Origin of the sequence: Blautia hansenii, assembly GCF_013304445.1 — a bacterium.
In the GTDB taxonomy this organism is placed as follows: Bacteria; Bacillota; Clostridia; order Lachnospirales; family Lachnospiraceae; genus Blautia.
This window is the reverse complement of the sequence record NZ_JAAITA010000012.1, coordinates 48,687-75,313: the sequence shown is the minus strand read 5'-3', so window position 1 is coordinate 75,313 and position 26,627 is coordinate 48,687. Positions and strand designations below refer to the sequence as shown.

General features: G+C 44.2%; 26 protein-coding genes, 1 tRNA gene, 1 other RNA gene and 1 pseudogene. 25 read left to right on the top strand and 4 right to left on the bottom strand.

The window, feature by feature from the left end:
* Positions 1-164: 164 nt before the first annotated feature.
* Both G5A70_RS10100 and G5A70_RS10095 read left to right on the top strand, forming a co-directional pair.
* Entirely contained in the window at positions 165-353 is a 189-nt protein-coding gene (locus G5A70_RS10100; protein ID WP_173749521.1) for a hypothetical protein, read from the top strand.
* A 344-nt stretch (positions 354-697) separates the two neighbouring features.
* Positions 698-1,564, top strand: a complete 867-nt coding sequence (locus G5A70_RS10095; RefSeq protein ID WP_173749520.1) for a hypothetical protein — start codon at positions 698-700, stop codon at positions 1,562-1,564.
* A gap of 58 nt (positions 1,565-1,622) precedes the next feature.
* On the opposite strand, the gene G5A70_RS10090 is transcribed toward G5A70_RS10095, so the two are convergent.
* Positions 1,623-1,943, bottom strand: a complete 321-nt coding sequence (locus G5A70_RS10090) for a signal peptidase I (protein ID WP_244092050.1) — start codon at positions 1,941-1,943, stop codon at positions 1,623-1,625.
* 47 nt (positions 1,944-1,990) lie between these two features.
* Here G5A70_RS10090 and G5A70_RS16225 point away from each other — a divergent pair.
* The 12 genes and pseudogenes from G5A70_RS16225 to ilvA all read left to right on the top strand — a co-directional run.
* Positions 1,991-2,313: pseudogene (locus G5A70_RS16225) on the top strand (hypothetical protein); the annotation flags it as partial.
* 68 nt (positions 2,314-2,381) lie between these two features.
* Entirely contained in the window at positions 2,382-2,972 is a 591-nt protein-coding gene (locus G5A70_RS10080; protein ID WP_173749518.1) for a metal-dependent hydrolase, read from the top strand.
* A gap of 143 nt (positions 2,973-3,115) precedes the next feature.
* The gene (locus tag G5A70_RS10075) at positions 3,116-4,312 is read left to right on the top strand and encodes an acetate/propionate family kinase (RefSeq protein WP_173749517.1); all 1,197 of its coding nucleotides are present in this window, start codon (positions 3,116-3,118) and stop codon (positions 4,310-4,312) included.
* Positions 4,313-4,370: 58 nt separating this feature from the next.
* Positions 4,371-4,898, top strand: a complete 528-nt coding sequence (locus G5A70_RS10070) for a YceD family protein (RefSeq protein WP_173749516.1) — start codon at positions 4,371-4,373, stop codon at positions 4,896-4,898.
* A 3-nt stretch (positions 4,899-4,901) separates the two neighbouring features.
* Positions 4,902-5,087, top strand: coding sequence for a 50S ribosomal protein L32 (rpmF, locus tag G5A70_RS10065; protein ID WP_173749515.1), 186 nt, complete (start codon positions 4,902-4,904; stop codon positions 5,085-5,087).
* Between the two features lie 176 nt (positions 5,088-5,263).
* The gene (locus G5A70_RS10060; protein WP_173749514.1) at positions 5,264-5,800 is read left to right on the top strand and encodes a hypothetical protein; all 537 of its coding nucleotides are present in this window, start codon (positions 5,264-5,266) and stop codon (positions 5,798-5,800) included.
* 91 nt (positions 5,801-5,891) lie between these two features.
* Positions 5,892-6,920, top strand: coding sequence for a phosphate acyltransferase PlsX (gene plsX / locus G5A70_RS10055; protein ID WP_173749513.1), 1,029 nt, complete (start codon positions 5,892-5,894; stop codon positions 6,918-6,920).
* Positions 6,921-6,931: 11 nt separating this feature from the next.
* On the top strand, positions 6,932-7,162 hold the full coding sequence (acpP, locus tag G5A70_RS10050; protein ID WP_111919654.1) for an acyl carrier protein: 231 nt from the start codon (positions 6,932-6,934) through the stop codon (positions 7,160-7,162).
* 89 nt (positions 7,163-7,251) lie between these two features.
* Entirely contained in the window at positions 7,252-7,962 is a 711-nt protein-coding gene (rnc, locus tag G5A70_RS10045; protein WP_173749512.1) for a ribonuclease III, read from the top strand.
* Positions 7,953-11,513 carry a chromosome segregation protein SMC gene (gene smc / locus G5A70_RS10040; protein WP_173749511.1) on the top strand — a complete coding sequence of 1,187 codons (3,561 nt, stop codon included), beginning with the start codon at positions 7,953-7,955 and terminating at the stop codon, positions 11,511-11,513. The genes rnc and smc overlap by 10 nt, the downstream gene beginning before the upstream one ends.
* 9 nt (positions 11,514-11,522) lie before the next feature.
* Positions 11,523-12,479 carry a signal recognition particle-docking protein FtsY gene (ftsY, locus tag G5A70_RS10035; protein ID WP_173749510.1) on the top strand — a complete coding sequence of 319 codons (957 nt, stop codon included), beginning with the start codon at positions 11,523-11,525 and terminating at the stop codon, positions 12,477-12,479.
* A gap of 22 nt (positions 12,480-12,501) precedes the next feature.
* Entirely contained in the window at positions 12,502-13,713 is a 1,212-nt protein-coding gene (ilvA, locus tag G5A70_RS10030; RefSeq protein WP_173749509.1) for a threonine ammonia-lyase, read from the top strand.
* Positions 13,714-13,777: 64 nt separating this feature from the next.
* Here the strand turns inward: ilvA and G5A70_RS10025 are convergent, their stop codons facing one another.
* A complete protein-coding gene (locus G5A70_RS10025) occupies positions 13,778-14,902 on the bottom strand; it encodes a DUF362 domain-containing protein (RefSeq protein WP_173749508.1) in 1,125 nt (374 codons plus the stop codon).
* Between the two features lie 96 nt (positions 14,903-14,998).
* Here G5A70_RS10025 and larC point away from each other — a divergent pair, with 96 nt between their 5' ends.
* The 6 genes from larC to rnpB all read left to right on the top strand — a co-directional run bounded on the left by larC (position 14,999) and on the right by rnpB (position 19,546).
* Positions 14,999-16,165 carry a nickel insertion protein gene (gene larC / locus G5A70_RS10020; protein ID WP_173749507.1) on the top strand — a complete coding sequence of 389 codons (1,167 nt, stop codon included), beginning with the start codon at positions 14,999-15,001 and terminating at the stop codon, positions 16,163-16,165.
* Positions 16,152-16,970, top strand: a complete 819-nt coding sequence (gene larE, locus G5A70_RS10015) for an ATP-dependent sacrificial sulfur transferase LarE (RefSeq protein ID WP_173749506.1) — start codon at positions 16,152-16,154, stop codon at positions 16,968-16,970. The genes larC and larE overlap by 14 nt, the downstream gene beginning before the upstream one ends.
* Before the next feature lie 157 nt (positions 16,971-17,127).
* Positions 17,128-17,211, top strand: a tRNA-Leu gene (locus G5A70_RS10010).
* Between the two features lie 20 nt (positions 17,212-17,231).
* The gene (locus G5A70_RS15885) at positions 17,232-17,357 is read left to right on the top strand and encodes a hypothetical protein (protein ID WP_264293468.1); all 126 of its coding nucleotides are present in this window, start codon (positions 17,232-17,234) and stop codon (positions 17,355-17,357) included.
* Positions 17,358-17,479: 122 nt separating this feature from the next.
* Positions 17,480-19,147 carry a nucleoside kinase gene (locus tag G5A70_RS10005; protein ID WP_173749505.1) on the top strand — a complete coding sequence of 556 codons (1,668 nt, stop codon included), beginning with the start codon at positions 17,480-17,482 and terminating at the stop codon, positions 19,145-19,147.
* A gap of 47 nt (positions 19,148-19,194) precedes the next feature.
* Positions 19,195-19,546: RNase P RNA component class A (gene rnpB / locus G5A70_RS10000), an RNA gene on the top strand.
* A 51-nt stretch (positions 19,547-19,597) separates the two neighbouring features.
* Here rnpB and G5A70_RS09995 read toward each other — a convergent pair.
* Both G5A70_RS09995 and pheA read right to left on the bottom strand, forming a co-directional pair.
* Positions 19,598-20,902 carry an ATP-binding protein gene (locus G5A70_RS09995; protein ID WP_173749543.1) on the bottom strand — a complete coding sequence of 435 codons (1,305 nt, stop codon included), beginning with the start codon at positions 20,900-20,902 and terminating at the stop codon, positions 19,598-19,600.
* A gap of 40 nt (positions 20,903-20,942) precedes the next feature.
* Positions 20,943-22,073, bottom strand: coding sequence for a prephenate dehydratase (gene pheA, locus G5A70_RS09990; protein ID WP_173749504.1), 1,131 nt, complete (start codon positions 22,071-22,073; stop codon positions 20,943-20,945).
* A 129-nt stretch (positions 22,074-22,202) separates the two neighbouring features.
* Here pheA and G5A70_RS09985 point away from each other — a divergent pair, with 129 nt between their 5' ends.
* From G5A70_RS09985 to G5A70_RS09965, 5 genes are all read left to right on the top strand, one after another.
* Entirely contained in the window at positions 22,203-22,589 is a 387-nt protein-coding gene (locus G5A70_RS09985; RefSeq protein ID WP_173749503.1) for a putative ABC transporter permease, read from the top strand.
* A gap of 81 nt (positions 22,590-22,670) precedes the next feature.
* Positions 22,671-23,597 carry an aspartate carbamoyltransferase gene (pyrB, locus tag G5A70_RS09980; protein WP_173749502.1) on the top strand — a complete coding sequence of 309 codons (927 nt, stop codon included), beginning with the start codon at positions 22,671-22,673 and terminating at the stop codon, positions 23,595-23,597.
* The gene (locus G5A70_RS09975) at positions 23,591-24,028 is read left to right on the top strand and encodes an aspartate carbamoyltransferase regulatory subunit (RefSeq protein WP_111919700.1); all 438 of its coding nucleotides are present in this window, start codon (positions 23,591-23,593) and stop codon (positions 24,026-24,028) included. The genes pyrB and G5A70_RS09975 overlap by 7 nt, the downstream gene beginning before the upstream one ends.
* A gap of 212 nt (positions 24,029-24,240) precedes the next feature.
* Positions 24,241-25,557, top strand: a complete 1,317-nt coding sequence (locus G5A70_RS09970) for an aspartate kinase (RefSeq protein WP_173749501.1) — start codon at positions 24,241-24,243, stop codon at positions 25,555-25,557.
* A gap of 12 nt (positions 25,558-25,569) precedes the next feature.
* Positions 25,570-26,520, top strand: a complete 951-nt coding sequence (locus G5A70_RS09965; RefSeq protein ID WP_173749500.1) for a 2-hydroxyacid dehydrogenase — start codon at positions 25,570-25,572, stop codon at positions 26,518-26,520.
* Positions 26,521-26,627 lie beyond the last annotated feature (107 nt).

Genomic DNA, 26,627 nt, shown 5'->3' with positions numbered 1-26,627 from the left:
CTCATAAAAGCCACACGCAAGCCACACTCTACAAGCCACACAAGCCACACTTGAGTTTATGGTGGGTTAAGGCTTTCTCATATTAGGGTTTTTGAACAGATGTTAGATACGCTTTGAGTTCGTGTAAGTAAAGTGAAAAATTTATTTGGGAGGAGTGTGTCTATATGAGACGTGCAAATGGTTCTGGTAACATTTATAAGATGAAAGGAGGTAAGCGGAGAAATCCTTGGAGGGTGAGAGTCACCGTAGGCTGGGAGTTAAATCAAGAAACAGGCAGATGTAAACAGAACTTAAAGACCATAGGTTATTATCCAACGAGGGCTGAAGCTGAGGCAGCTTTGGTAGCTGGATAAAAATGTTGCTACTGCAATAGAATTACTTAAGAACCATGCCAGTCATATACAGGTATTGAGATTGGCACATTTAACCATGGAAGATGTAAGTGTAAAAGATAAATAGGGTATTAAGAGCAGGCTGCTATTTACTGGTATGTATTTAGCGGTCTGTTCTTTGTGTAAATCCTTATGAGTTTTGGTATCTTCACTCTCATATATCCCCCACAGAAACACTCCCTAAAAATGATATTGACATCTCCGTTCCACAGAGTTACAATGCCGACAATCCAACGGTTAGACAGCTCATTGTATTTGACTGAACCCATTGGAAACTGTTATAATATATCAAAGGAGGGATTGCATTGTCAGAAGGGATAGCGTATCAGAACAAAGACATTGAATTTAAGCTGATGAGCGAAACCTATAAGGAGAAATCCTTTGAGGCTTACGGCTTAAAACTACCAAAGATTAAGGAAGTATTGCCTACAAATTTGCCAGCAGTTTCGGCAAATGAAATGCGTATCGACAATGTGTTTTTACTGGAAGATGACACAGTGGCAATCGTAGACTATGAGTCAGAAAATAAGGCTTCTAATCGTGTGAAGTATATTAACTATATTGGCAGGATTATGCACAGATATGACTCACAGAACAAAGTCATACCTAAACTGCGTATGATTGTAATTTATACGGGAGACGTGGAACACGCAGAAGATACGTGGGAAATACCATGTTTGACTCTGAAAATGGAGCAGGTATTCATTCATAGCCTGCCAGATGCTGAAATCTACCAATCTATTAAAAAGAAACTGGAGAATAATGAAACATTATCAGATAAGGAACTTATGCAGCTTATCATTCTTCCACTTGCCAAGAAAGGCAAAGAAGAAAAACAGAGAATGATTGAGCAAGTAGTAGATTTGGCTAAACAGATTGATGATGAAAACACACAGGCATTTGTTATCACAGGTATTCTGGTGAGCAGTGATAAGTTTATAGACAGAGATTATGCAAAGGTAGTAAGGAGGTATTTGAGCATGACGAAAGTATTCCAGATATTAGAAGAAGAGAAACAAGAGGCAATCAACTTAGCTGAACAAAAACGTACTATTCGTATGGCAGAAAGTTTAATTAAAGATGAAGTAGATACAGTAGTTATTATGAGAGCAACAGGCTTTTCAAAAGAGCAAATTGAAGAAATCAAGCAGAATATGCTGACAACGAAATAGGGTATTAAGAGCAGGCTACTATTTACTGAGAGGTATTTGGTAGCCTTTCTCATTTCATTTAGTGGTGGGGGGAGTTGCCACTTGTGGCAAGGTTGACTGTTTCGTGGAAGAGATGATATACTTTGATTAAAGTGTCGTCATCCGCTTTCTCGTTGTTGTCACCTTTTGTTGTGATGTTACCTTCAGCATCAATAGTAACTGCTCGGTGGCAAACCTTTGTATCTTCATTTATACGAAACATAACTACATCGTCTTCTTTGATGCCTTTCGTTTTCTGTACAATAGCAATGGAGTTTGTTTCCATATACGGCTCCATTGAACCAGACAAAACTAACACTGGTCTGTACCCAAAGATATAAAACTCATCTTTCTGTATCATAACTCCCAACAGCATATAAACTGAAAGAGCAATGATACCATAAGAAATTATTGAACTACTGTGATAAAATAAAAGATTATGCAGATTCTTTCCCGGAAAACTATTGGATCAATACCAGCAGTAATGATGCTGTTAAGAAATTCATCAAGAACTTATCTATCCGGAAATGTATCAGTCTTTAGAGAACGTCTGGAGCCTTTTATTTATGACCGGATATTTAACGCAGCGTGAAAGGGTTGATGTGAAGAGGTATAAGGAGGAACGGAAGTATGACGAAGAACTCCGGGAAAACGGAGTAGATAAAATTTTAAAATATGGAATTGCGTGTTATATGAAACGGTGTAAAGTGAAACTGGCAGAGGTGTCATAGACGCTTTATACAATCCATCACCAGGACAAATAGAAACAAAGGAGAATATTTTGTTAGGAAAAACACACATGACAGTAGGAATTGCGGCTGCTTTAGCAGTGACACAGCCCGCCAGTGTTTCTGAAATGATTCTTGCTGTTGGCATTGGCGGATTGGGTGCATTGATAAGTGATATTGATGTGGGAACATCAGCTTCACATAAAGATGCGGATAAAATAACAGGGCTTTCAGTGGCTGTTATAGCCTTGGCCTTGTTTTTGGACAAGTTTTTTCATACGGGGATTATAAACAGGGTGATATATAGCAGCGGTTATGGAAAAATGATTTTTGGTATACTTCTTTTCGTAGGTATTTGCGCCTTTGGTAAAGAACAGCCTCACAGGTCATTTATGCACTCGATCTTAGCATTGATACTGCTCTCTTGTGCAGTGGGAGTGATATGGAAAAACGCGGTTATTTATTTTGCAGTAGGATTTATATCTCATCTTGCGACAGACATATTTAATAAGAGAAGAGTAAGGCTGCTCTATCCTTTGAAAGGCGGGGTATCCTTAGGATGGTTCCATGCATATGGATTGGCGAATACCATACTTTTTGTTATGGGAAGTGTGGTTGCCGGGCTGGAGAGTGTTTTCTTTGTGATAAGAATGCTGCAATAAATGAGAGAAAGACAAACTGTTTTAACTTTAGAACTTGTTTGTCCCACAAAAACGTTGTATAATACTTCTAAGAATGGTCTTTTTAAAGGCCAAAGATACAGAAATTCTGTATAGATTATCTAATGATAGCGGAGGAAGAAAATATGAACGTATTAGTAGTAAACTGCGGAAGTTCATCACTGAAATTCCAGTTAATCAATTCCGAGACAGAAGCCGTAGCAGCAAAAGGTCTGTGCGAGCGTATCGGACTTGACGGAAGACTGGTATATCAGCCAACAGGCGGAGAAAAGGAAACGACAGAGGCATCTATGCCAACACATACAGAGGCCATCAAAATGGTTCTGGATGCACTGGTAAATCCGAAAACAGGTGTATTGAAAAGCTTAGATGAAGTAGAAGCTATCGGACACCGTGTTCTGCACGGCGGTGCAAAAATTTCCGATTCCTGCATCATTGATGACGAGGTTATCTCTGTTATTGAAGAATGCTGTGATTTAGGACCTCTGCACAATCCTGCAAACTTAATGGGTATCCGTGCATGTATGGAATTAATGCCTGGCAAACCGAATGTAGCAGTCTTTGACACGGCTTTCCATCAGACCATGCCGGAAAAAGCATATATGTATGCTATTCCATATGAATATTATGAAAAATATAAAGTTCGTAAATACGGCTTCCACGGAACTTCTCACAGATTTGTTTCCAAAGAAACCATCAAGTTCCTGGGATTAGACCCGGATAACTCTAAAGTTATTGTTGCTCATTTAGGAAACGGTTCTTCCATCAGTGCGGTAGTGAACGGTAAATGTGTAGATACTTCCATGGGTCTTACACCGTTGGAAGGTCTGGTAATGGGAACGCGTTCCGGTGATCTGGATCCGGCTGTTTTAGATTTTATTTGCAAAAAAGAAAATATTGATGTTGCGGAAATGGTAAATATTCTGAATAAAAAATCCGGTCTGATGGGACTTTCCAAAGGACTTTCCAGCGATTTCCGTGATTTAAACGAAGCCAGAGAGCAGGGCAACGAAGATGCGAAACGTGCAGTAGACTGTCTGTGCTACAGAATCATCAAATACATCGGTTCTTACGCAGCAGCTATGAATGGTGTGGATGCCATTGCCTTTACAGGTGGTATCGGTGAAAATGCAATTCCTGTAAGAGAAACGGTTGTCAAAGGTTTAAGCTACCTGGGAATCACTCTGGACGAAGAAGCAAACCAGACAAGAGGAGAAAACAAAGTTATCTCTACACCGGATTCGAAAGTAACTGTTGCAATTGTTCCTACAAACGAAGAATTGGCAATTTGCCAGGAAACAGCTGAATTAGTTCAAAAATAATGGTTGACAAACCATAAAATCCTATGTATAATTTACAAGGTGTGATTAGGAGACTATTATGCTAATTGATTTATCGGAAATTTTATCCCTGGAAGGAAAGACACAGGTTGTTGAAGCACCTGTTTCCATGGATTCCTTTCAATCAAAACTGGGAGACTTCCCAGTTGCGGAAAAAGAGCCCCTTTCGCTGACTATTACAAATACGGGAAAGAAGGTTCTGAAAATCGAGGCGAAGGGCAGGATAACTGTCAACATTCCCTGTGATAAGTGTTTAAAGGATGTTCCCACTGAATTTGACATAAACTTTGAGCAGGAGATTGATATGCAGGCCTCAAAGGAAGACAGGATAAAAGACTTAGATGAAATTAATTATGTCACAGGTTGCAGCCTGGACGTAGAGCAGTTAGTGCATAATGAGATTTTAATCCATTGGCCTTTAAGGGTTCTATGTAAAGAGGACTGCCGGGGAATCTGTCCCAAATGCGGGAAAGATTGGAACGAAGGCTCTTGTGACTGTGACCAGTCCAGCCCTGACCCCAGAATGGCGGTAATCAGTGATATATTTAGCAAATTTAAGGAGGTGTAACCTATGTCCATCTGTCCAAAGAATAAATCTTCTAAAGCAAGAAGAGATAAAAGAAGAGCAAACTGGAAAATGAGCGCTCCGAACTTAGTAAAATGCAGCAAATGTGGCGCATTAATGATGCCTCACAGAGTTTGTAAAACTTGTGGTTCTTACAACAAAAAAGAAATCATCAACATGGAAGAAGCTTAGTTTTCCTTATAAAATAAGAGGTCTGGCATTTGTTCAGGCCTCTTATTTTGCGTCTTTGACACATTTCTGACACATATAAATTAATATTTTTGTAATATTTTAAAGGAAAAACTTGCGGTTTTTGAAAAAATAAGTTAATATATGTGAGGGAGTAAGAATGACAAGGAGGTAATACCGTGAAAAATAAATGGCTGAAAAAAGCGATGATAATACTGACTTTGAGCTGTCTGGCATTTTCCATGATAGCATGCAAAGCAGAGCATGTGCTGGACAAGGTTCTGGAGAAAACAGATTCCCAGAAGGCGGAGGAAGACAGCACAGAGAAAGAGGAGAGTACAGAGTCTAAAATTGAGGTGGCCAAGCCGGAACTGACCACCAATTTAAGCGGTTCTGTGACATATAAAAAAGGAGATACAGCAGAGCCCCTGACTGTGGAAGCTACTTCTTCTGATGGCGGAACTATTACCTATCAGTGGTATAAGAGTCAGACCAATACCAATGGCGGCGGAACTGTGATTGAGGGAGAGACGGAAAATACTTTTACACCTTCTACCCAGGAAGAGGGAACCATGTATTATTATGCAGTGGCTATCAGCACCATAGAAAATTCCACAAATCGGGTGACCAGTGATACAAAAGAGGTCATTGTAACTGCAGACGCGGAAGCGCAGCCGGCTGAAGAGGCCCAGGGTGACGAGCAGCCTGCACAGTAATATATTTTTTTCAAGGATTCTCTCAGGAGAATCCTTGCATTTTTTATAGATGTTTAGTAAAATCAGTGATAGGTATGACAGGAGGCAAGACATGGAAAACATAATTAAAGTGGCCGTAGACGCCATGGGAGGCGATTATGCGCCTACAGAAGCTGTAAAGGGCGCTGTGGCAGCCTTACAGGAAAGAGAAAATGTTCAGATATTTCTGGTTGGAAAACGGGAGATACTGGAAAAGGAACTGGAATCCTGTACCTATCCAGAGGAACGACTGGAAATTGTACCGGCCGGTGAAGTTATTGAAACAGGAGAACCGCCGGTAGCGGCTATCCGCGGAAAGAAGGATTCTTCTCTTGTGGTAGGTATGAAAATGGTCCGAAGAGGAGAGGCAGACGCCTTTGTTTCTGCAGGCAGTTCAGGGGCTATATTAGTAGGGGGAACTACCATTGTAGGCAGAATTAAAGGTGTGGAGAGAGCGCCTCTGGCCCCTCTCATTCCCACTAAGGATGGGGTATCCCTGCTCATTGACTGCGGGGCCAATGTAGATGCCCGTTCTTCTCATCTGGTACAGTTTGCACGCATGGGGTCTATTTATATGGAACATGTAATGGGAGTAAAGAATCCCAGAGTGGGAATTGTCAATATCGGCGTGGAGGAAGAGAAGGGAAATGCCCTTGTAAAAGAAACGTATCCGCTGTTGAAAGAATGTAAGGATATTAACTTTATCGGCAGTATTGAGGCCAGGGACATTCCGGCAGGGGCTGCAGACGTCATTGTCACAGAGGCCTTTGTGGGAAACGTAATTCTGAAGCTGTACGAAGGTCTGGGGGCTACCCTGATTTCCAAGATAAAGGGCGGCATGATGGCTTCTCTTCGCAGCAAGGCAGGTGCGCTTTTAGTAAAGCCCGCCTTGAAAAAAACGCTGAAGAGTTTTGATGCCAGCGAGTACGGCGGCGCACCCCTTTTGGGACTGAAGGGGCTGGTGGTAAAATGCCACGGCAATTCCAAAGAAAAGGAATTTAAAAATTCCATTATTCAGTGTATCTCTTTTAAAGAGCAGCACATCAGTGAGCGTATCGGAGAAAATCTGACCGTTGCACAAGAGAAAAAAGAGGAAGTTTAGGAGGATATATCATGGAATTGGAAAAATTACAGAAGATAATAGCAGAGGTTTTGAATGTGGATACAGAGGAGGTTACTCCTGATACTACCTTTGTAGACGATTTGGGCGCAGATTCTCTGGATATTTTCCAAATTGTGATGGGGATTGAAGAAGAATTTGATATTGAGATTCCGACAGAAGAAGTAGAACAGATTGTATCCGTAGGAGATGCAGTAGAGCAGATTAAACGTCTGATTGGCTAAGAAAAAAGGGGCTGTCGCATGAGGTGCATAAATGCCGTTTGATGTGACAGCCCCCTTTGGGATTCGTTTACAACAGGAAAGGAGAGATTATGAAAGAAACAAGAAAGTTTTTGGAACTGGAAAAGAAAATCGGGTATGCGTTTGAAAATTTAGACCTTCTGGTAAATGCGCTGACGCACAGTTCCTATGCAAATGAACATCACATTGCATACAGGGGGAACAATGAACGTCTGGAATTTCTGGGGGATGCGGTGCTTGAAGTGACCTCCAGTGAATTTTTATTCCGTACATATCCGAATCTTCCGGAAGGTGAACTGACGAAGAAGCGGGCCAGTCTGGTCTGTGAACCAACTCTGGCGCTGTGTGCAAGAGAGATTTCTCTGGGAAATTACCTGCTTTTGGGCAAGGGGGAAGAAGCCACAGGCGGCAGACGAAGAGATTCTGTGGTATCTGACGCTATGGAAGCACTTATTGGGGCTATTTATCTGGACGGCGGTTTTGCTAATGCAAAAGAGTTTATTCATAAGTATATTTTAAATGACATAGAGAATAAGCAGCTCTTTTATGATAGCAAGACTACTCTCCAGGAAATCGTGCAGGGCCGTTATGAGGAGGATGTACATTATGTGTTGGTGAAAGAGGAGGGACCGGACCATAATAAATTCTTTTATGTGGAAGCTCTGCTTGGAAAACGGGTGTTAGGTCAGGGCTGCGGACATACGAAGAAAGCGGCAGAGCAGCAGGCTGCTTACTGTGCTATTAAGAAGCTGAAAAATGAAAAGGGTGACGTATGTATTTAAAAAGCATTGAGGTACAGGGATTTAAGTCTTTTGCCAATAAAATTATATTTGAATTCCATAACGGAATTACGGGAATTGTCGGCCCTAACGGCAGCGGTAAGAGCAATGTAGGCGATGCGGTGCGCTGGGTACTGGGAGAGCAGAGCGCCAAGCAGCTTCGTGGAGGCAATATGCAGGACGTTATTTTTTCCGGTACAGAGACCAGAAAACCTCTGGGATTTGCCTATGTCGCTATTACCATGGACAACAGTGACCATAAACTTCCTATTGATTACCAAGAGGTTACCATTGCCAGAAGGCTGTATCGTTCCGGCGAGAGCGAGTATCTTTTAAATGGCACTACCTGCAGGCTGAAAGATGTTCAGGAACTCTTCTACGATACCGGTATCGGAAAAGAGGGCTATTCCATTATCGGCCAGGGTCAGATTGACAAGATTTTAAGCGGAAAGCCAGAGGAGAGGAGGGAACTCTTCGATGAGGCGGCTGGTATTGTAAAGTTTAAACGGCGTAAGAATACAGCAGTGAAGAAATTGGAGGAAGAGCAGCAGAATTTGACCCGCGTCAATGATATTTTGTCTGAACTGACTCGACAGTTGGCTCCTTTGGAGAGGCAGTCGGAGACGGCCCGGATTTATCTGAAGAAGAAGGGAGAACTGAAAAAGCTGGACACCCAGATGTTTCTGGTGGAAATGAACCGTATCCGGAATCAGTTAAAAGAGGTTGAGGAAAAATACCGGATTGCCCAGTCGGATTTGGAGGAGACCTGCAAGAGTCTGGATGTAACCAAGAGCGAGTATGAGAAACTGGAACAGGAACTGGAAGAACTGGAACAGGAGATACAAAAGGCCAGAGAAGTTACCACCCGGAAAACGCTGGAAAAGCAGAATCTGGAAAATAGGATTCACCTTCTGCAGGAACAGATACGTTCTGCAGTACAAAAGGAAGAGCAGTATCAGGAGAGGACCGAAACCCTGCAGGCTGATTATGCAAAAAAAACAGAGGAAGAGCAGGGATACCTGGCGGAAAAGGAAAAATTGGAGAAAATTCTGCGGGAATGCGAGCATACACAGGCAGCAGCCCAGTCGGAATTTAAGGAAGCTGCCATGGAAATCCAAAAGCTGGAAGAAACGGTAGAGCAGGGGAAAAATGAAATTATCGAACTTCTGAATCTCCGTGCTTCCACAAAGGGGAAGTTGCAGAGATACGATGCCATGATGGAACAGATTTCCATAAGAAAAGTGGAATTAAACCAACGGCATTTACGGCTGAACAGCGATTCTGTACAGTTGGAATCCTCAGAGGAACAGTATCAGGCAGAAAAGGCGGAAATCGAAGAAACCATCGAAAAACTTATCCGGGAGGGAAACCGCTGCGAAGATAAGATTAAGAAATATCAGGCGGAGATATCCAGAAGTACCCAGCAGCTGGAGGTGGGGCAGACAGCTTATCACAGAGAGGCTTCCAGACTGGAATCTCTGCGTAATATTACAGAGCGTTATGATGGATACGGAAATAGTATTCGTCGGGTTATGGAACAGAAGAAGCAGGTATCCGGCATCCGGGGTGTTGTGGCAGACCTTCTGAAGGTGGAAAAAAGCTATGAGACAGCTATTGAGACGGCTCTGGGCGGCAGCATTCAGAATATCGTTACAGACAACGAAAATACAGCCAAGGAAATGATTGCTTTTCTGAAAAAGAATAAATATGGACGGGCTACGTTCCTGCCTTTGACCAGCATGAAGAATAAAAAAGTCTTTAACAATGCCAGTGCGTTGAAAGAGCCGGGGGTTATTGGCGTGGCCAGTGAACTGGTAACGGTTGCGGCAGAGTATGAGGGGCTTGCCAATTATCTGCTGGGGAGAACTCTGGTGGTAGACCATATTGACCATGGAATTGCCATTGCGAGAAAATACCAGTATACCATTCGTATGGTAACCATTGAAGGGGAGTCTTTGAATCCGGGCGGGTCTCTGACTGGTGGGGCCTTTAAAAACAGCAGCAACCTGTTGGGAAGACGTCGGGAGATAGAGGAACTGCATGAGACGGTGGAATCTCTGAAAAAGGATTTGGAAACCATGCAGCGGACACTGGAAGAGTATCGGAATAAGCGGAATCACTTCCGGGACGAAGCGGCTAAGGTACAGGAACAGCTGCAGGAACAATATATCCGGGAAAATACGGTGCAGATGAATTTAAATTCCATGAGCGGTAAGCGGGACGAACTGCGAAAGGGTTATGAAAGCCTGAAAGAAGAAAAGGCGAAACTGGAAAAGCAGAGTGAAGAACTGCAGGAAAACACCCAGTCTATTCAGCTGGAACTGGAAACCAGTGCAGCCCAGGAAAAGGAATTGGAAGCGCAGATTACCTCCAATCAGGAAATTTTGGAAGAGAAGAAAAAGGAAGAGGGCGAAATTTCGAAAAAACTGGAGAAATTCCATTTGGAAACAGCGAATCTGACTTCCCGTCAGGGATTTCTTCTGGAAAATATCAGCCGTGTGCAGGAGGAAAAGAAAAATCTGGAAGCACAGAAGGTGGCTTTGGCGGCTGGTATGAGCCAGGGAAAAGAAGAAATTCAGCAAAAAGAGCAGGAAATCGAGAAGATTCGTCAGGCTGTAACAGAGGCTCAAGCAGAAGCTTTGCAGGACGAAGAAAAGATGAAAAAGGCTCTGGAAGAGAAAGAAAAAATGAGCCAGAACCATAAGGCTTTTTTTGCGAAACGAGATGAACTTTCCGAGCGTATAAATCTGTTGGATAAAGAGAGTTACCGTCTGACCGGACAGAAGGAAAAGCTGGAGGAACAACAGGAAACCCAGGTGAATTACATGTGGGAGGAATACGAGATGACCTACAGCCAGGCGCTGATTCAGATGCCGGAGGAACTGCTGGAGAGGGCAGTGATTAAACAGGGCATTACGGATATGCGTATGGAAATCCGGAAACTGGGCAATGTCAATGTTAACGCCATTGAAGAATACAAGGAACTTTCTGAACGCCATACCTTTATGAAAACCCAGCACGATGATTTGGTAAAAGCAGAGGAAACCCTGCGAGGGATTATTGAAGAACTGGATACGGGCATGCGCAGGCAGTTTGAAGAAAAGTTCCAGCAGATAAGGGTGGAATTTGATAAAGCCTTTAAGGAGCTTTTCGGCGGTGGTAAAGGAACTCTGGAACTGGACGAAGAAGAGGATATTCTGGAAGCGGGTATCCGCATTATTTCCCAGCCGCCGGGAAAGAAGCTGCAGAATATGATGCAGCTCTCTGGTGGGGAAAAGGCGCTGACCGCCATTGCGCTCTTGTTTGCCATTCAGAACCTGAAGCCCTCTCCATTCTGTCTGCTGGATGAGATTGAGGCGGCGCTGGATGATTCCAACGTGACCAGATATGCCCAGTATCTTCACAAGTTGACAAAAAATACACAGTTTATTATTATAACACATAGACGAGGTACCATGACTGCTGCAGACCGCTTGTATGGAATTACCATGCAGGAAAAGGGTGTGTCCACACTGGTATCTGTAAACCTGATAGAAAATGACTTGGACAAGTAGGAGGAACACATGGCAGAAGGAAAAGAAAAAAAAGGGTTTTTTAAGAGACTGGTAGAAGGACTTTCCAAAACAAGGGAGAATATTGTTTCCGGAATTGATTCCATTTTCAGCGGTTATTCCAGCATTGATGACGATTTCTATGAGGAAATTGAAGAAATTCTGGTTATGGGGGATATTGGAATCAATACCACTACAGCCATTATTGAAAGACTGAAGGAGCAGGTCGCTGAGAAGAAAATCAAAGACCCTCAGGAGTGTAAGCAGCTTTTGATGGATAGTATTAAAGCCCAGATGGCAGTAGGAGAAACGGCTTACGAATTTGAAAACAGAAAATCTGTCATTCTGGTTATTGGGGTCAACGGAGTGGGAAAAACCACTTCTGTAGGAAAGCTGGCAGGAAAATTAAAAGACCAGGGCAAAAAAGTAATTATGGCTGCTGCGGACACCTTTCGCGCAGCTGCTGGAGAGCAGCTTACCCAGTGGGCCAACCGGGCCGGTGTGGAATTAATCGGCGGACAGGACGGGGCAGACCCGGCATCGGTGGTATATGATGCGATTGCTGCAGCTAAAGCCAGAAATGCAGATGTCCTTATCTGCGATACGGCAGGAAGACTTCATAACAAGAAAAATCTTATGGAAGAGCTGCGGAAAATTTACCGGATTATTGAAAGAGAATATCCGGAAGCATATCTGGAAACCCTGGTGGTTCTGGATGGTACCACAGGGCAGAACGCCCTGGCTCAGGCAAGACAGTTCCATGAAGTGGCCAATGTAACGGGAATTATACTCACAAAGCTGGACGGCACAGCCAAGGGCGGTATCGCCGTGGCTATAGAGTCTGAACTGGAGATTCCGGTGAAATATATCGGAGTAGGAGAGACGATTGACGATTTACAGAAGTTTGACTCTGATGAATTTGTCAATGCGTTATTTAATATGGATTCCCATGCACAGAGAGAAGAATAGAAACAGGAAGAGGGTATGTGAAATGCTTACATTAGAAAAGTTTGAGGAAGCATCAGAAATCGTCAAAAAAGTGACACAGGAAACCAAGCTGATATACAGTGATTATTTCAGCAGTCATACGGGAAATAAGGTATACTTGAAACCGGAAAATATGCAGGTAACAGGAGCCTATAAAATCCGCGGGGCTTATTACAAAATCAGCACCTTGACACCGGGAGAACGGGAAAAAGGGCTGATTACCGCTTCTGCGGGAAACCATGCCCAGGGTGTGGCATATGCGGCAAAGGCTTTCGGGGTGAAAGCTGTGATTGTGATGCCAACAACCACACCGCTCATTAAAGTGGAGAGGACCAAAAGCTATGGTGCACAGGTCATTCTTCACGGAGATGTGTATGACGAAGCCTGTGCTCATGCGTATAAGCTGGCAGAGGAACATGGCTATACGTTTATTCATCCCTTTGATGACCCGGCTGTTGCCACTGGACAGGGAACCATTGCCATGGAAATTTTAAAAGAGCTGCCTTTAGTGGACTACATATTAGTCCCTATCGGAGGCGGCGGACTGGCTACAGGCGTTTCTACTTTAGTAAAGCTGTTAAATCCCAACATTAAGGTTATCGGTGTAGAACCGGCAGGCGCTAATTGTATGCAGGCATCCCTTTTAAACGGTGAGGTTATGACACTTCCTTCTGTCAATACCATTGCAGACGGAACCGCAGTAAAACGTCCGGGAGACCACATTTTTCCATACATTCAGAAAAACGTAGACGAAATCATTACAGTGGAAGACGATGAACTGGTAGTTGCTTTCCTGGATATGGTGGAAAATCACAAGATGATTGTAGAAAATTCGGGTCTGCTGACCGTAGCTGCCTTAAAACATTTGAAATTCCAGGATAAAAAGGTGGTATCCATTTTAAGCGGAGGCAATATGGATGTGATTACCATGGCTTCTGTGGTACAGCATGGACTCATTGCCAGAGACCGTATCTTTACCGTGTCTGTGCTTCTTCCGGATAAACCGGGAGAATTGGTGCGTGTAGCCAGTGTCATTGCCAGGGAACAGGGAAATGTCATTAAACTGGATCACAATCAATTTGTAAGCACCAACCGTACGGCAGCCGTAGAACTGAAAATTACGCTGGAAGCTTTTGGTACGGAGCACAAACAGCAGATTATCGAAGCCTTGAAAAAAGAAGGATATCAGCCAAGGCTGGAAATGGCAAATTTATAAAAAGCAAAAACAGGGGAGTCTGTGACTTATGGAAGCCGCGGATTCCCCTGCTTTGTGTTGTGGATTATTTTACGGTAACCAGTTCGTATTCACTGCTTCCAATACCTATTTTGACACCGTGCTCAATGGCAGATTGCCAGTTGGTATCCGGGAAGATATGGTGGAAATGGTCGTGGCAGCAGTCCTCTTTGTGTTCAGCGAGGGCTTCGCTTAACCGGCTGTTGGAAAGCACTGGCTGGGCATTGACTGCGTCAGCGCAGGCCACGTCCAAAGCCACCGGGTCAAAGGAGGCAAACATACCCACGTTTGGTACAATGGCTGCATCGTTCTCGCCATGGCAGTCACAATACGGAGATACATCGATTACCAGACTGATGTGGAAGTTTGGACGTCCGTTGATAACTGCTTTGGTATATTCTGCCATTTTGCAGTTTAAGATATCGTTGGATTCATCAGAAGCCGCTGCAATGGCATCTTTTGGACAGACACCGATACATCTGCCGCAGCCCACGCATTTGCCATGGTCAATGGAAGCCTTGTTGTCTGTAAACTGAGGCGCATCATGGGCACAGATTTTAGCACACATATGGCAGCCTACGCATAAATCCTGGAGAACATGAGGTTTTCCGGCAGAGTGCATTTCCATCTTACCGGCACGGGAGCCGCAGCCCATACCGATGTTTTTAATCGCACCGCCAAATCCGGCAGCTTCATGTCCCTTGAAATGGGACAGGGAAATCAAAACATCTGCGTCCATAACGGCACGCCCAATTTTGGCTTCTTTTATATAAGTACCGCCTTCAACGGGAACCAGTGCTTCGTCTGTACCCTTCAGACCGTCGGCAATGAGAATCTGACAACCGGTTGTCATGGGATTAAAACCGTTTAAGTTGGCACTGTCCAGATGGTCCAGGGCATTTTTTCTTCCCCCTACATAAAGAGTGTTGCAGTCTGTAAGGAAAGGCTTTCCACCCAGTTCTTTTACCACATCAGCTACCGCTTTGGCATAATTTGGTCTTAAAAAGGCCAGGTTTCCCGGCTCTCCGAAGTGCATTTTAATCGCAACATATTTATCCTGGAAATCAATATTTCCAATTCCCGCAGTTTTTATGAGGCGCTGTAGCTTGTTCGGCAGATTATCGCCGTTTTTCGCTCTTAAGTCTGTAAAATATACTTTTGATACGCTCATTTTTCATCCTCCTGTGTTGCATATTTACTTTCGCCAGTATTCATGATATATTTTATCATTGAGAGAAAGAAGAAACAAGAGGCAATGAAAAAAGGCATGAGAAGAGAACTTTATTTGGAGTGTTATACGGGAATAAGCTGCAGGAAGCTTTTGGGTGCTTTGTTGGCTCTGGGAGCAGAGAAGGAGGAGCTGGAGCAGCGTTTGACCTGTCTGGCCCAGTGTCTGGTCTCCATTGAGGCACAGTATGAGAGCCAGGGAATAGAGGAAGTTGTTTTAAAGAACATAGAGTCTGCCTATCCGGTGTTTAAAACCAAAGAAGAAACCGAAAAAAAAATTGCGGAAAGTCCCTGGGGAGAAAAAACAAAGACTGCACTTTACAGACTTTGGGAAATCAGCCTGCAAAGCGAGGAAGAATCTTTTCTGGAAGGAGCGGCGGCCTGGCTGGCATTGGAAATCCTGGGATTTGAACAGCTTCAGGTACTTTCTGTTACAGAAACGATGGACAGCAGAGACGGTGAAATTCTGCCGTGTGCAAAATTGCTGCAGAGCATAGAAAAATACCAGGTTCCCATGCATTTTATCAGAGGTCAAAAGGAGAAAAGCAGTCTGCTGGGAATGGAACTTCTGGGAATTATGGGGAAACCTGCAGTATTTCCGGACAGAGTCTGTATCGAAAAAACAGGTGTGGGAAGTGTCATTACACAGGAAAATTCATTCCTAAGAGAAGGACTTCGCGCCGTAGTGCTTACAGAATCCGTGCCGGAGAAAACGGAAATCCAAAGGCAAAGAGACAGGAAAGAAACTGCAGAGAAACAGGACTCTGTCCGGGTGCTGGAAACCAATGTGGATGACTGCAGCGGAGAGCAGCTGGGGTATGCCATTGATTGTCTCATGAAGGCCGGAGCTCTGGATGCTTCCTGTTTTCCCATTTATATGAAAAAAGGCCGTCCGGCTTATATGCTGCAGGTTATCTGCAGGGAAAACAAACAGGAGGTCCTGGAGGACATTATTTTTCGGGAAACTACCAGTATCGGACTTCGTAGATATGAGGAAAAGAGAAGAGTGCTTCCGAGAACCTTTGAAGAAGTTGTATTAAAAGATGGTCACAGGGTCAGAATCAAGGTTTGTTTCCACCATGGAAAGCGGTTCTGTTATCCGGAATATGAAACAGTGAAACAGATATGTGAAGAAACTGGAAGAGCCTTTCGGGATGTATACGATGAGGCGTCTGCAGCAGCGGGAGGATATTATGAGAACTTATGAAGAAAAAAAGAAAGCGCTTTATGATTTTATGAATACCTGCATAGAAGAAGACATCTGTATTGCCTTTTCCGGCGGAGTAGACAGCAGTGTGCTGCTGCAGCTGGCCAGAAACTGTGCAGAAGAAAAGAAGAGACAGAGCAGTATTTATGCAGTTACCTTTCATACCATGCTTCACCCTTCCTGCGATTTGGAGATTGCACAGAAAGTGGCAAAAGAAGCGGGAGCTATACATAAGGTACTGTTTGTCAATGAACTGGAGCAGGCAGAAATCCGTTTTAACCCCAAGGATAGATGTTATCTCTGCAAAAAGGCTTTGTTTGGAAAGCTGAAGGCATATGCGGAAGAAAAGAGAGTATCCTGCATATTAGAGGGCACCAATGAGGATGATTTGCATGTGTACCGTCCGGGACTTAAGGCGGTAAAGGAAATGGGGGTTCTCAGTCCGTTGGCCATGCATGGGTTTACCAAGGAAGAGGTTCGTCGTCTGGCAGAAGAACTGGGGGTTTCTGTGGCAAAAAGACCATCTACGCCTTGTCTGGCTACCAGACTGCCTTATGGGGCAGAAATCCGTCCGGAGATACTGGAGAAAATTGCGAAAGCAGAAGAATATCTGAAAAAGGAAGGTTTTCCGGTGGTGCGCCTGCGGCTTCATGGAGAAATTGCCAGAGTGGAGATTCCCAAAGAGCACTTTGGACGTTTTCTTAAAATGCAGGAGACATTGGTTCCAAAGTTGAAAGCCATGGGATTTCGATACCTGACACTTGATATGGAAGGCTTCCGCAGCGGAAGTATGGATGAAGAATAGAAGAAAGAAAAATCAGAATTTTGCACGAAAAAACCAGAGCCTGTTGGTGTTCCTGCATATTGTTACACAAATTTTGTCAATTTTTCAAAAAATAGTTGCAAAATGAAAAATTTATGGTATACTAATGAAGTAATCAGTTGTGAGCGCAATTGATTGAGCGGGAGTGCTGGAATTGGCAGACAGGCAAGACTAAGGATCTTGTGGGTGTATGCTCGTGTGGGTTCAAGTCCCATCTCCCGCAGTCTGGTATATGAGGCGTGTATGAAAAAGGTTGAAGTTCCGCTGGGATTAAGAGGAACTTCAGCCTTTTTCATTTGTTTTGGGACGAAAGAACTTTACCTTCTTTCGTCCTCTTTTTTGCGTTACAAAATTTCTGAAAAAAAGTAATATTTATCTAAAAAAACTATAAAATGATAGAAAATTAAGGATAGTTGTAGTAAAATCATATGTATCTAAATGTGAAACTGAGGGGAGACTTATCAAAGATGCGGCAGGAAAGGAGAAAGGTCATGAGTGAAAGAATGATAAGTGTAAAAATATTGGGAAAGCAGAAAACATATCCTTATGGAACATCTTACGCACAGATTGCGACAGAATATCAGGGTAGCACCAGATATCCCATTGTCCTGGTTATGAAAGACGGGAAACTGTGTGAACTGCACAAAAAACTGAAAAAAGACGGTGTTCTGGAATTTGTTACAACAGGAGATGAGATTGGACACAGCACTTACAAAAGAAGCGCTTCTTTGCTGTTTTTAAAAGCGGTTTACCATGTGGCAGGGCACGAAAATATCCGGAAAGTCACGCTGCATTTTTCCGTAAGTTCCGGTTATTATTACACCATTGACGGAAACGTGAAGATTACCAGAGAATTTCTGGATGCGGTGAAAGCCTATATGCTGGAACTGGCAGAGCAGAAAGTGCCCATTTTAAAACGCAGTGTCAGCACAGGGGAAGCTATTGAAATTTTTCATAAATATGGTATGTATGATAAAGAAAAACTGTTTCGTTTCCGCAGAGTGTCCAGAGTGAATTTGTACCGTTTGGGAGATTTTGAGGACTACTTTTACGGATTTATGGTGAATCATACTGGTTATTTGAAGTATTTTGAACTCTATCCCTATGAAGGAGGACTGGTGCTGCAGCTTCCAAGAAGGGAATGTCCGGATACGGTGCCGGAATTTTCTCCGAGACCTAAGATTTTCCGGGTGCAAAGAGAATCGGAAAAATGGGGCGAAATGGTACAGTCTGACACCGTAGGAGAGTTGAATGAACAGATTACAGGACAAGGAGCCAATCAACTGATACTGATTGCAGAGGCTCTGCAGGAGTCCAGAATTTCTCAGATTGCAGAGCAGATTGTAAAGGCCGGAAATAAAAAATTTATTATGATAGCAGGTCCCTCCTCTTCCGGAAAAACGACCTTTTCCCACAGACTTTCCATACAGTTGGCGGCTCATGGGCTGAAGCCGCATCCCATTGGTGTGGACAATTATTTTGTGAACCGGGAGGATACCCCTTTAGACAGCAATGGAAATTACAATTTTGAATGTCTGGAAGCCATTGATGTGAAGAAATTTAACGAAGATATGCTGCGGCTTTTGAGCGGAGAACGGGTGGAGCTGCCCCAGTTTAACTTTAAAACCGGACAGAGAGAGTACCGGGGCGATTTTCTTCAGCTTGGAGCAGAGGATGTGCTGGTGATTGAGGGAATTCACTGCCTGAATGATAAATTAAGCCATTCCCTTCCGGTGGAAAGCAAGTTTAAAATATATATCAGTGCGCTGACTCAGTTAAATATTGATGAACACAACCGGATACCCACCACGGACGGCCGTCTGATTCGCCGGATTGTAAGAGATGCCAGAACCAGAGGAGCTTCTGCAAAGGCTACCATTGCCATGTGGAATTCTGTGCGAAAAGGAGAAGAAGAGAATATTTTTCCCTATCAGGAATCTGCAGATGTGATGTTTAATTCCGCACTAATATATGAGCTGGCTGTTTTGAAACTGTATGCAGAACCTCTGTTGTTTTCTATCAGACAGGGGGAGCCGGAATACAACGAGGCAAAGCGGCTTCTGAAGTTCCTGGATTATTTTGTAGGGGTTCCCAGCGAATCCATTCCCCACAATTCCATTTTAAGAGAATTTGTAGGCGGAGGGTGCTTTGATGTGTGAAAAAGTTTGCATTTTCATTTTTTCTGTGATAGAATAACCGAGTGTCATAAGTAGGATAAATAATCGCGGCTGACAGGACCGAAAGGGGTCAGGTGAGGAAAGTCCGGGCTTTGCAGGGCAGAATGCCAGATAACGTCTGGTGGAGGTGACTCCAAGGACAGTGCAACAGAAATGTACCGCCGGGGATTTCTCCGGTAAGGGTGGAAGGGCAGTGTAAGAGACTACCGCCTTTCTGGTAACAGAGAGGGCACATGTAAACCCCATTCAAAGCAAGACCGAATAGAAAACATTGTGGCTGCCCGTCACGTTTTCAGGTGGGTCGCTTGAGCCTGCTGGCGACAGCAGGCCTGGATAGATGATTATTCACGACATAACCCGGCTTATCGTTCTGCTTATGCACGAAAAGAGAGGATATCACATGAGGTTTGGGCTTCATGTGATATCCTCTCTTTATTGCTGCTGTCCCAGAAGATAATCGATAAATTGCTGGGCTGTCCGTCCGGAAAGGCCGCCGTGCTGGAGTTCCCAGGCATTGGCTTTTTGGAGCAGTTCGTTTTCCTCCATAACAATGTGGTGGCGTCTGGCCAGGGTCAGGACGATTTCCTGGAATTCTTTTTTCTCAGGAGAACCGAAATAAATGGTAACACCGAAGCGGGATACCAGAGATAGTTTTTCCTGTACCGTGTCATTGGTGTGCAGGTCATCGTTGCGGTCTTCTTTATCACTGTAGCGCTCCCGAACCAGATGTCTGCGGTTAGAAGTGGCATAAATCAAAATGTTATCCGGTTTCCGCTCCAGACCGCCTTCAATCACAGCTTTCAAATACTTGTATTCAATTTCAAAATCTTCAAAAGATAAGTCGTCCATGTAAATAATAAATTTATAGTGGCGGTTCTTTATCTGGGCAATGACATCGTTTAAATCCCCGAACTGGTGCTTGTATACTTCAATAATACGCAGTCCCTGGTCATAATACTGGTTTAAAATGGCTTTAATGCTGGAAGATTTTCCCGTTCCCGCGTCTCCGAACAGCAGACAGTTGTTGGCAGGCTTATTGTTTAAGAAGGCCTCTGTGTTGTCAATGAGTTTTTTCTTGGCAATTTCGTAGCCAACCAAATCGTCCAGATGTACATGAGCTATTCTGGTAATCGGGACAATCCGTACCCGGTCGTCTGTGCTTCTGTGTTCCAGGCGGAAGGCTTTATGAAGGCCCAGCTTTCCCACACCGAAATCTTTATAAAAGCCTGTCATGTGTTCCATAAATTCTTCGGCTGTTTCTGCGCTGGCCAGAAGCCGGCTCAAAGTACAGAGACGGTTTTTGATTCGTTCATTAAACTGTTTCCCACTGCCTGGCGTATTTTCATAGTGGCTGATAAGCCGGCAGCAGGACCGGGTGCCGTAAAAGCTTTCAAAAGCAGAAAAATCCAGATGAAACAAGTCTTTAAAAATACCAAAGTCATGAAGGGCAAGGTGGTTTAAAGAACCTTGGCCGGGGCCGATGATTTCGCAGGAGGTACTGAAAGCATTTTCGTGGTTTACCAGAAGATAGGTCAGGTAATTGTTCCAGAGATTCCCCGTAAATCCGTAAGTATTTGCCATTTCCACCAACCCGTTCATACAGCGGTAGAAAAGAGGGGCGGATTTTTGGGGATTGTCCGGCTCCTGACAACAGATGGATAAGGCCTCCAGCATATCGTTTAAAATATCTCCCTGTTCAAAATTTTGATACAGAATACATTCTTCTACATGAAACATCATTCATTCCTCCTCTGATAGTAAAATACGGCTGTGTGCTTTAATAATTTCCGTGTACCCGCAGATTCTGCGCCTCTGCCTTTAAGCCACGCAGGGCGTTCTGTACGGCGCTGTCGCTTAGATTTCCTTCAAAATCCACAAAGAACCGGTATTCCCAGTTTCGCTCTGCAATGGGACGGGACTCGATTTTCGTCATGTTCAGTCCGTTGTAAATAAAATGGGAAAGACTGTTGTAAAGACTTCCGCTTTCGTGAGGAAGTTCATAGCTGACGCTGATTTTCTTTGCGTCTTTGCAGTATATTTTTTCCTTTGTGACAATAATAAAGCGGGTGGAGTTTCCCGGATTGCTGTAAATTCCCGTGGCCAGAGGAACCAGGCCGAAGTATTCTGCCGCATAGGGGCTTGCAATGGCAGCCTGGGTCTTGTCGCCGTCTTTTGCCACTTTTTTTGCAGCTGCAGCGGTATTGCTAAATTCCCGGCAGTGCCATGTCTCATGGCTGTCCAGAAATTCCCGGCACTGCATGAGAGCCTGAGGGTGGGAGTAGACGCTCTGAATATCTTCCAGTGTTGCTCCCGGCACACCCATAAGCACATGACGGCACCGGATAATCTGTTCTCCGGCAATGACATGATTGTATTCATTTAATAAGTCGTAGTTGTCCTGAACAATGCCGGCAGTGGAATTTTCAATGGGAAGCACGGCATAAAAAGCATTCCCCTTTTTGATTTCCTCCATGGCGTCCTTCCAGGTATCCACATGATAGCTTTGAATGTTTTCCCCAAAAAAAGCATGCATGGCAGCGTGGCTGTAGGCACCTTCCACTCCCTGGAAAACTACAGAAACCTTGTCCTTTGGCAGAGTCTCCACAACACGGAATTCTCCGGTTTCCGGCGGGGCGCTTTCCTGGAGAAGCTGGTACTGCCGTTTGCGGCTGATGGACATAATGTGCTGATATAGTTCCTGTACACCGCAGCAGTTAAAGGCGCTGTGTGTTTTTTGACCCAGAGTTTCCAGCTTTTCCTGTTCCCGGGTGCGGTCAAAAACCGGTTTTTGAGTCTCTATTTTAAATTTTGCCACGTCTTCGGCAATAGACATACGTTTTTCAAACAGTTTTACAATCTGGTCATCAATGACATCGATTTCTTTTCGCATTTCCTGTAAATCCAGCATATGCAGCCTCCTCTTGTTGATAAATGTAACCTTTATGATACACCGACACTTTACTGTGTGCAAGTGTTTTGTATAAAATATCCCGGAAAATTCCATAATAAAGACAAAAAGAAAGAGGAGCAGCTGGTTATGAAAAGCGATTTTATCAAATGCGGGGCAGCAGGCTGGTGTCTGGAAATTCTCTGGACCGGACTGCATGCGTTGGGCAACAGGGAGTGGAAAATGATGGGGCAGTCTTCTCTTTGGATGTTTCCCATCTATGGCATGGCCGCCTGTATTGGCCCTTTGTCACGGCATTTGAAGAAAATTCCCATTATCTTCCGGGGCGGGATTTACATGACTGGAATTTTTGCCGCAGAATTCGGAACAGGTATGTTTTTGAAACACTATGATATGTGTCCCTGGGACTACAGCAACACTCCGTACCACTACAAAGGCGTCATACGTTTGGATTATGCGCCTGTGTGGTTTTTGACAGGGCTGATATATGAAAAATTATTGTCTGCAAAGAAGTGAAAATTCTTGAAATACACAAAGAAGTGGTATATGATGATACAAGGGTTCAAAATCCTGAGAGTACACATTAGGAGGTAATCTATGAGACATTTAATGAGTCCACTGGATTTATCCGTAGAGGAGCTGGCAAAGGTACTGGACCTTGCCAATGACATTGAAAAAAATCCGGAAAAATATGCCCACAAATGTGATGGGAAAATTTTAGCAACATTGTTTTATGAACCGAGTACAAGAACTCGTTTGAGTTTTGAATCTGCCATGATGCGTCTGGGCGGAAAAGTTCTGGGATTTTCCAGCGCCAATTCCAGTTCAGCGGCAAAAGGCGAGAGTGTTGCGGATACGGTTCGGACTGTATCCTGTTATGCGGATATCTGCGCCATGCGTCATCCAAAGGAAGGTGCGCCTTTGGTTGCGTCTATGGCTTCCCGGATTCCGGTTATCAATGCAGGAGACGGCGGACATCAGCATCCCACACAGACATTGGCGGATTTACTTACCATTCGTTCTTTAAAAGGAAGACTGGATCATATTACCATAGGATTGTGCGGAGATTTAAAATTCGGAAGAACCGTACATTCGCTCATTGAGGCGCTGGTGCGTTACGAAGGTGTAAAATTTGTGCTGATTTCACCGGAAGAACTGAAAATTCCGGACTATATCAGAGAAGATGTGTTAAGAGCCAGCGGTCACGAATTTGTAGAAGTAGAGCGTCTGGAGGATGCGATGCCTTCTCTTGATTTGCTGTATATGACCCGTGTACAGAAAGAGCGTTTCTTTAATGAAGAGGACTATGTGCGCATGAAGGATTTCTATATTCTGGACAAGGCCAAAATGGAACTGGCAAGACCGGATATGCTGGTGCTTCATCCACTGCCCAGAGTAAACGAGATTTCCGTAGAAGTGGACGCTGACCCAAGAGCTGCTTATTTCAAACAGGTGCAGTACGGTGTTTATGTTCGTATGGCGCTGATGCTGAGTTTATTGGGAATGGGGGTAGACTTATGTTAAATGTAGGACGTTTAAGTGAAGGTGTGGTATTAGACCATATCAAAGCCGGAAAGAGTATGACCATTTACCACGATTTAGCGCTGGATAAACTGGACTGCTGTGTGGCCATTATTAAAAATGCCAGAAGCGGAAAAATGGGGCGCAAGGATATTATTAAGGTAGAATGTCCTATCGATACCTTGGATTTGGATATTCTGGGATTTATTGACCATAACATTACGGTGAATATTATTAAGGACGGGGAGATTGTGGAAAAGAAAGACCTGCATCTTCCAAAAGAAATCCGAAATGTCATCAAATGCAAAAACCCGCGCTGCATTACTTCCATTGAGCAGGAGTTGGACCATGTGTTTATTCTGGCTGACCCGGAAAAGGAAGTATACCGCTGCAAATATTGTGAAGAAAAATACAGGGGAAACCGCAACAAATAAAGAGGCAAAGGCAACAAAGAAGAGGGCAGATGCTTGAGAAAATCAGGTCATCTGCCCTCTTTTATAACGCCTTGGCATATCTGTCATAAACTATAGAAATGAAGGATTTGTCAAATTGATGTTTCTAGGGGAAATCTGTAGAAAATACTGGACATTTGCGGGGAGAAATTATATTATTTATGCTATGCAGCATTATGTGAGGAGGATATGAGATGAAGAAAGTTGTAAAGTTCGGAGGAAGTTCACTGGCCAGTGCGGAGCAGTTTAAAAAAGTAGGCGCAATCATCCGCGCAGACGGAACCAGAAGATATGTGGTACCTTCTGCACCGGGCAAACGCTTTTCAGAAGATACAAAGGTAACGGATTTATTGTATGCGTGTTACCGCGCCGCCAATGAAGAGATTTTTCAGAAGGTACTGGCAGAAATTAAGAGCCGCTATCAAGAGATTATTGACGGTTTGGAATTGTCTCTGTCTTTGGAAGAGGATTTTAAAATTCTGGAGGAAAACTTCAGACAGCAGATTGGGGAAGAGTACGCGGCTTCCCGAGGAGAATATTTAAACGGTAAAATTATGGCGGATTATCTGGGCTTTACCTTTGTAGATCCGGCAGAAATGATTCGCTTTGACGGAAACGGACAGTTTGACGCAGAGATTACGGAAGCCTTAGTGGCAAAAAGGCTGAAAGACGTGACAGAAGCCGTAGTTCCCGGTTTTTACGGTGCAAAAGAAAACGGGGAAATTAAGACGTTTTCCAGAGGCGGCTCGGACATTACAGGTTCCATTATTGCAGGAGCATTAGATGTGGAATTGTATGAAAACTGGACAGACGTATCCGGGGTTATGGTGACAGACCCCAGAATCATCAACAATCCCAAATCCATTGACACCATTACCTACAGAGAATTAAGAGAGCTTTCCTACATGGGCGCTACCGTACTTCACGAAGATGCGATTTTCCCTGTCAGAAAAGCCGGAATCCCGATTAATATTAAGAATACCAATGCGCCGGAAGAAGACGGTACTATGATTGTGGAGGATACCTGCAAAAAGCCGCCGTATACCATTACCGGTATCGCAGGCAAGAAGGGATTCTGTTCGCTGTTTATTGAAAAATCCATGATGAATTCGGAAATCGGCTTTGGACGCAAAGTTTTGCAGGTGTTGGAGGAACAGGGAATTTCCTTTGAACATGTACCTTCCGGGATTGACACTATGACTATCTTTATTCATCAGGATGAATTTGCGGAAAAAGAGCAGCAGGTGATTGCCGGAATTCACAGAGCTGTGAAGCCGGATTATATGGAACTGGAAACGGATTTGTCTCTGGTTGCCGTTGTGGGAAGAGGCATGCGTTCCAACCGCGGTACCGCCGCCAGAATTTTCGCGGCTCTTGCCCATGCGAATGTCAATGTGCGTATGATTGACCAGGGCTCCAGTGAGCTGAATGTCATTGTAGGCGTAAAAGACGAAGATTTTGAACCGGCGATTAAGGCCATTTACGATATTTTCGTAGAGACACAGGTTTAAGAGGCATAGAATATGAAAATTGTAGTGATAGAACCTCTGGGTGTGGAAAAAGAACAGCTTTTGTCCATTGCAGAGGAAAAACTTCCCAAGTCCGCAGAGCTGGTGTGTTACGATACCAGAGTGACGGATACGGAGATATTGATTGAAAGAGGGCGGGACGCAGATGTGGTAGTAGTTGCCAATCTTCCCTTAAACGGGCAGGTGATTCGGGGTTTTCAGAAGCTGAAACTGCTTTCAGTAGCCTTTACCGGCGTAGACCATATTGATTTGGAAGCCTGCAGGGAAAAGGGCGTGACGGTCTGCAACTGTGCCGGATATTCCACCGTGGCTGTGGCAGATTTGGTGTTTGGCATGCTGCTTTCCCTTTACCGGAACATTCCTGCCTGCAATGAGGCGGTACGCCGGGAGGGAACCAAGGACGGGTTAGTAGGCTTTGAATTGGCCGGAAAGAAATTCGGCATAGTGGGAACCGGAGCCATCGGACTGCGGGTGGCGCGGCTTGCTCATGCTTTTGGCTGTGAAGTCTATGCTTACAGCAGGACGGAAAAGGAAATTGACTGGGTACATTACATGCCGTTAGAGGAACTTTTGGGCACCTGTGACATTGTATCTCTGCACACACCTTTGACAAAGGAGACACACCATCTGATTTGCCGGGAAAATCTGGCGCTTATGAAGAAAAGTGCTGTGCTGATTAATACGGCAAGAGGTCCGGTGGTGGACAGCGAGGCTTTGGCCGAAGCCTTAAACCAGGGGAAAATCGCAGGGGCTGCGGTCGATGTGTTTGAGACAGAGCCACCGGTGTCTAAAGACCACCCTCTGTTTCATGCAAAAAATACCCTTGTGACGCCACATGTGGCCTTTGCCACAAAAGAGGCCATGGTAAAACGGGCGCATATTGCTTTTCAGAATGTGAAAGCATGGCAGGAGGGCGCTCCTCAGAATGTCATAGGAGAGCCATAAAAAGATAGAACAGAAAAAGGTTCGAACTTTTCAAAACAAATTCATAAGGGAAATGGTAAATTGGAAAAAAGTGCAAATGAAAAAAAGATTTGCACTTTTTTCGTATT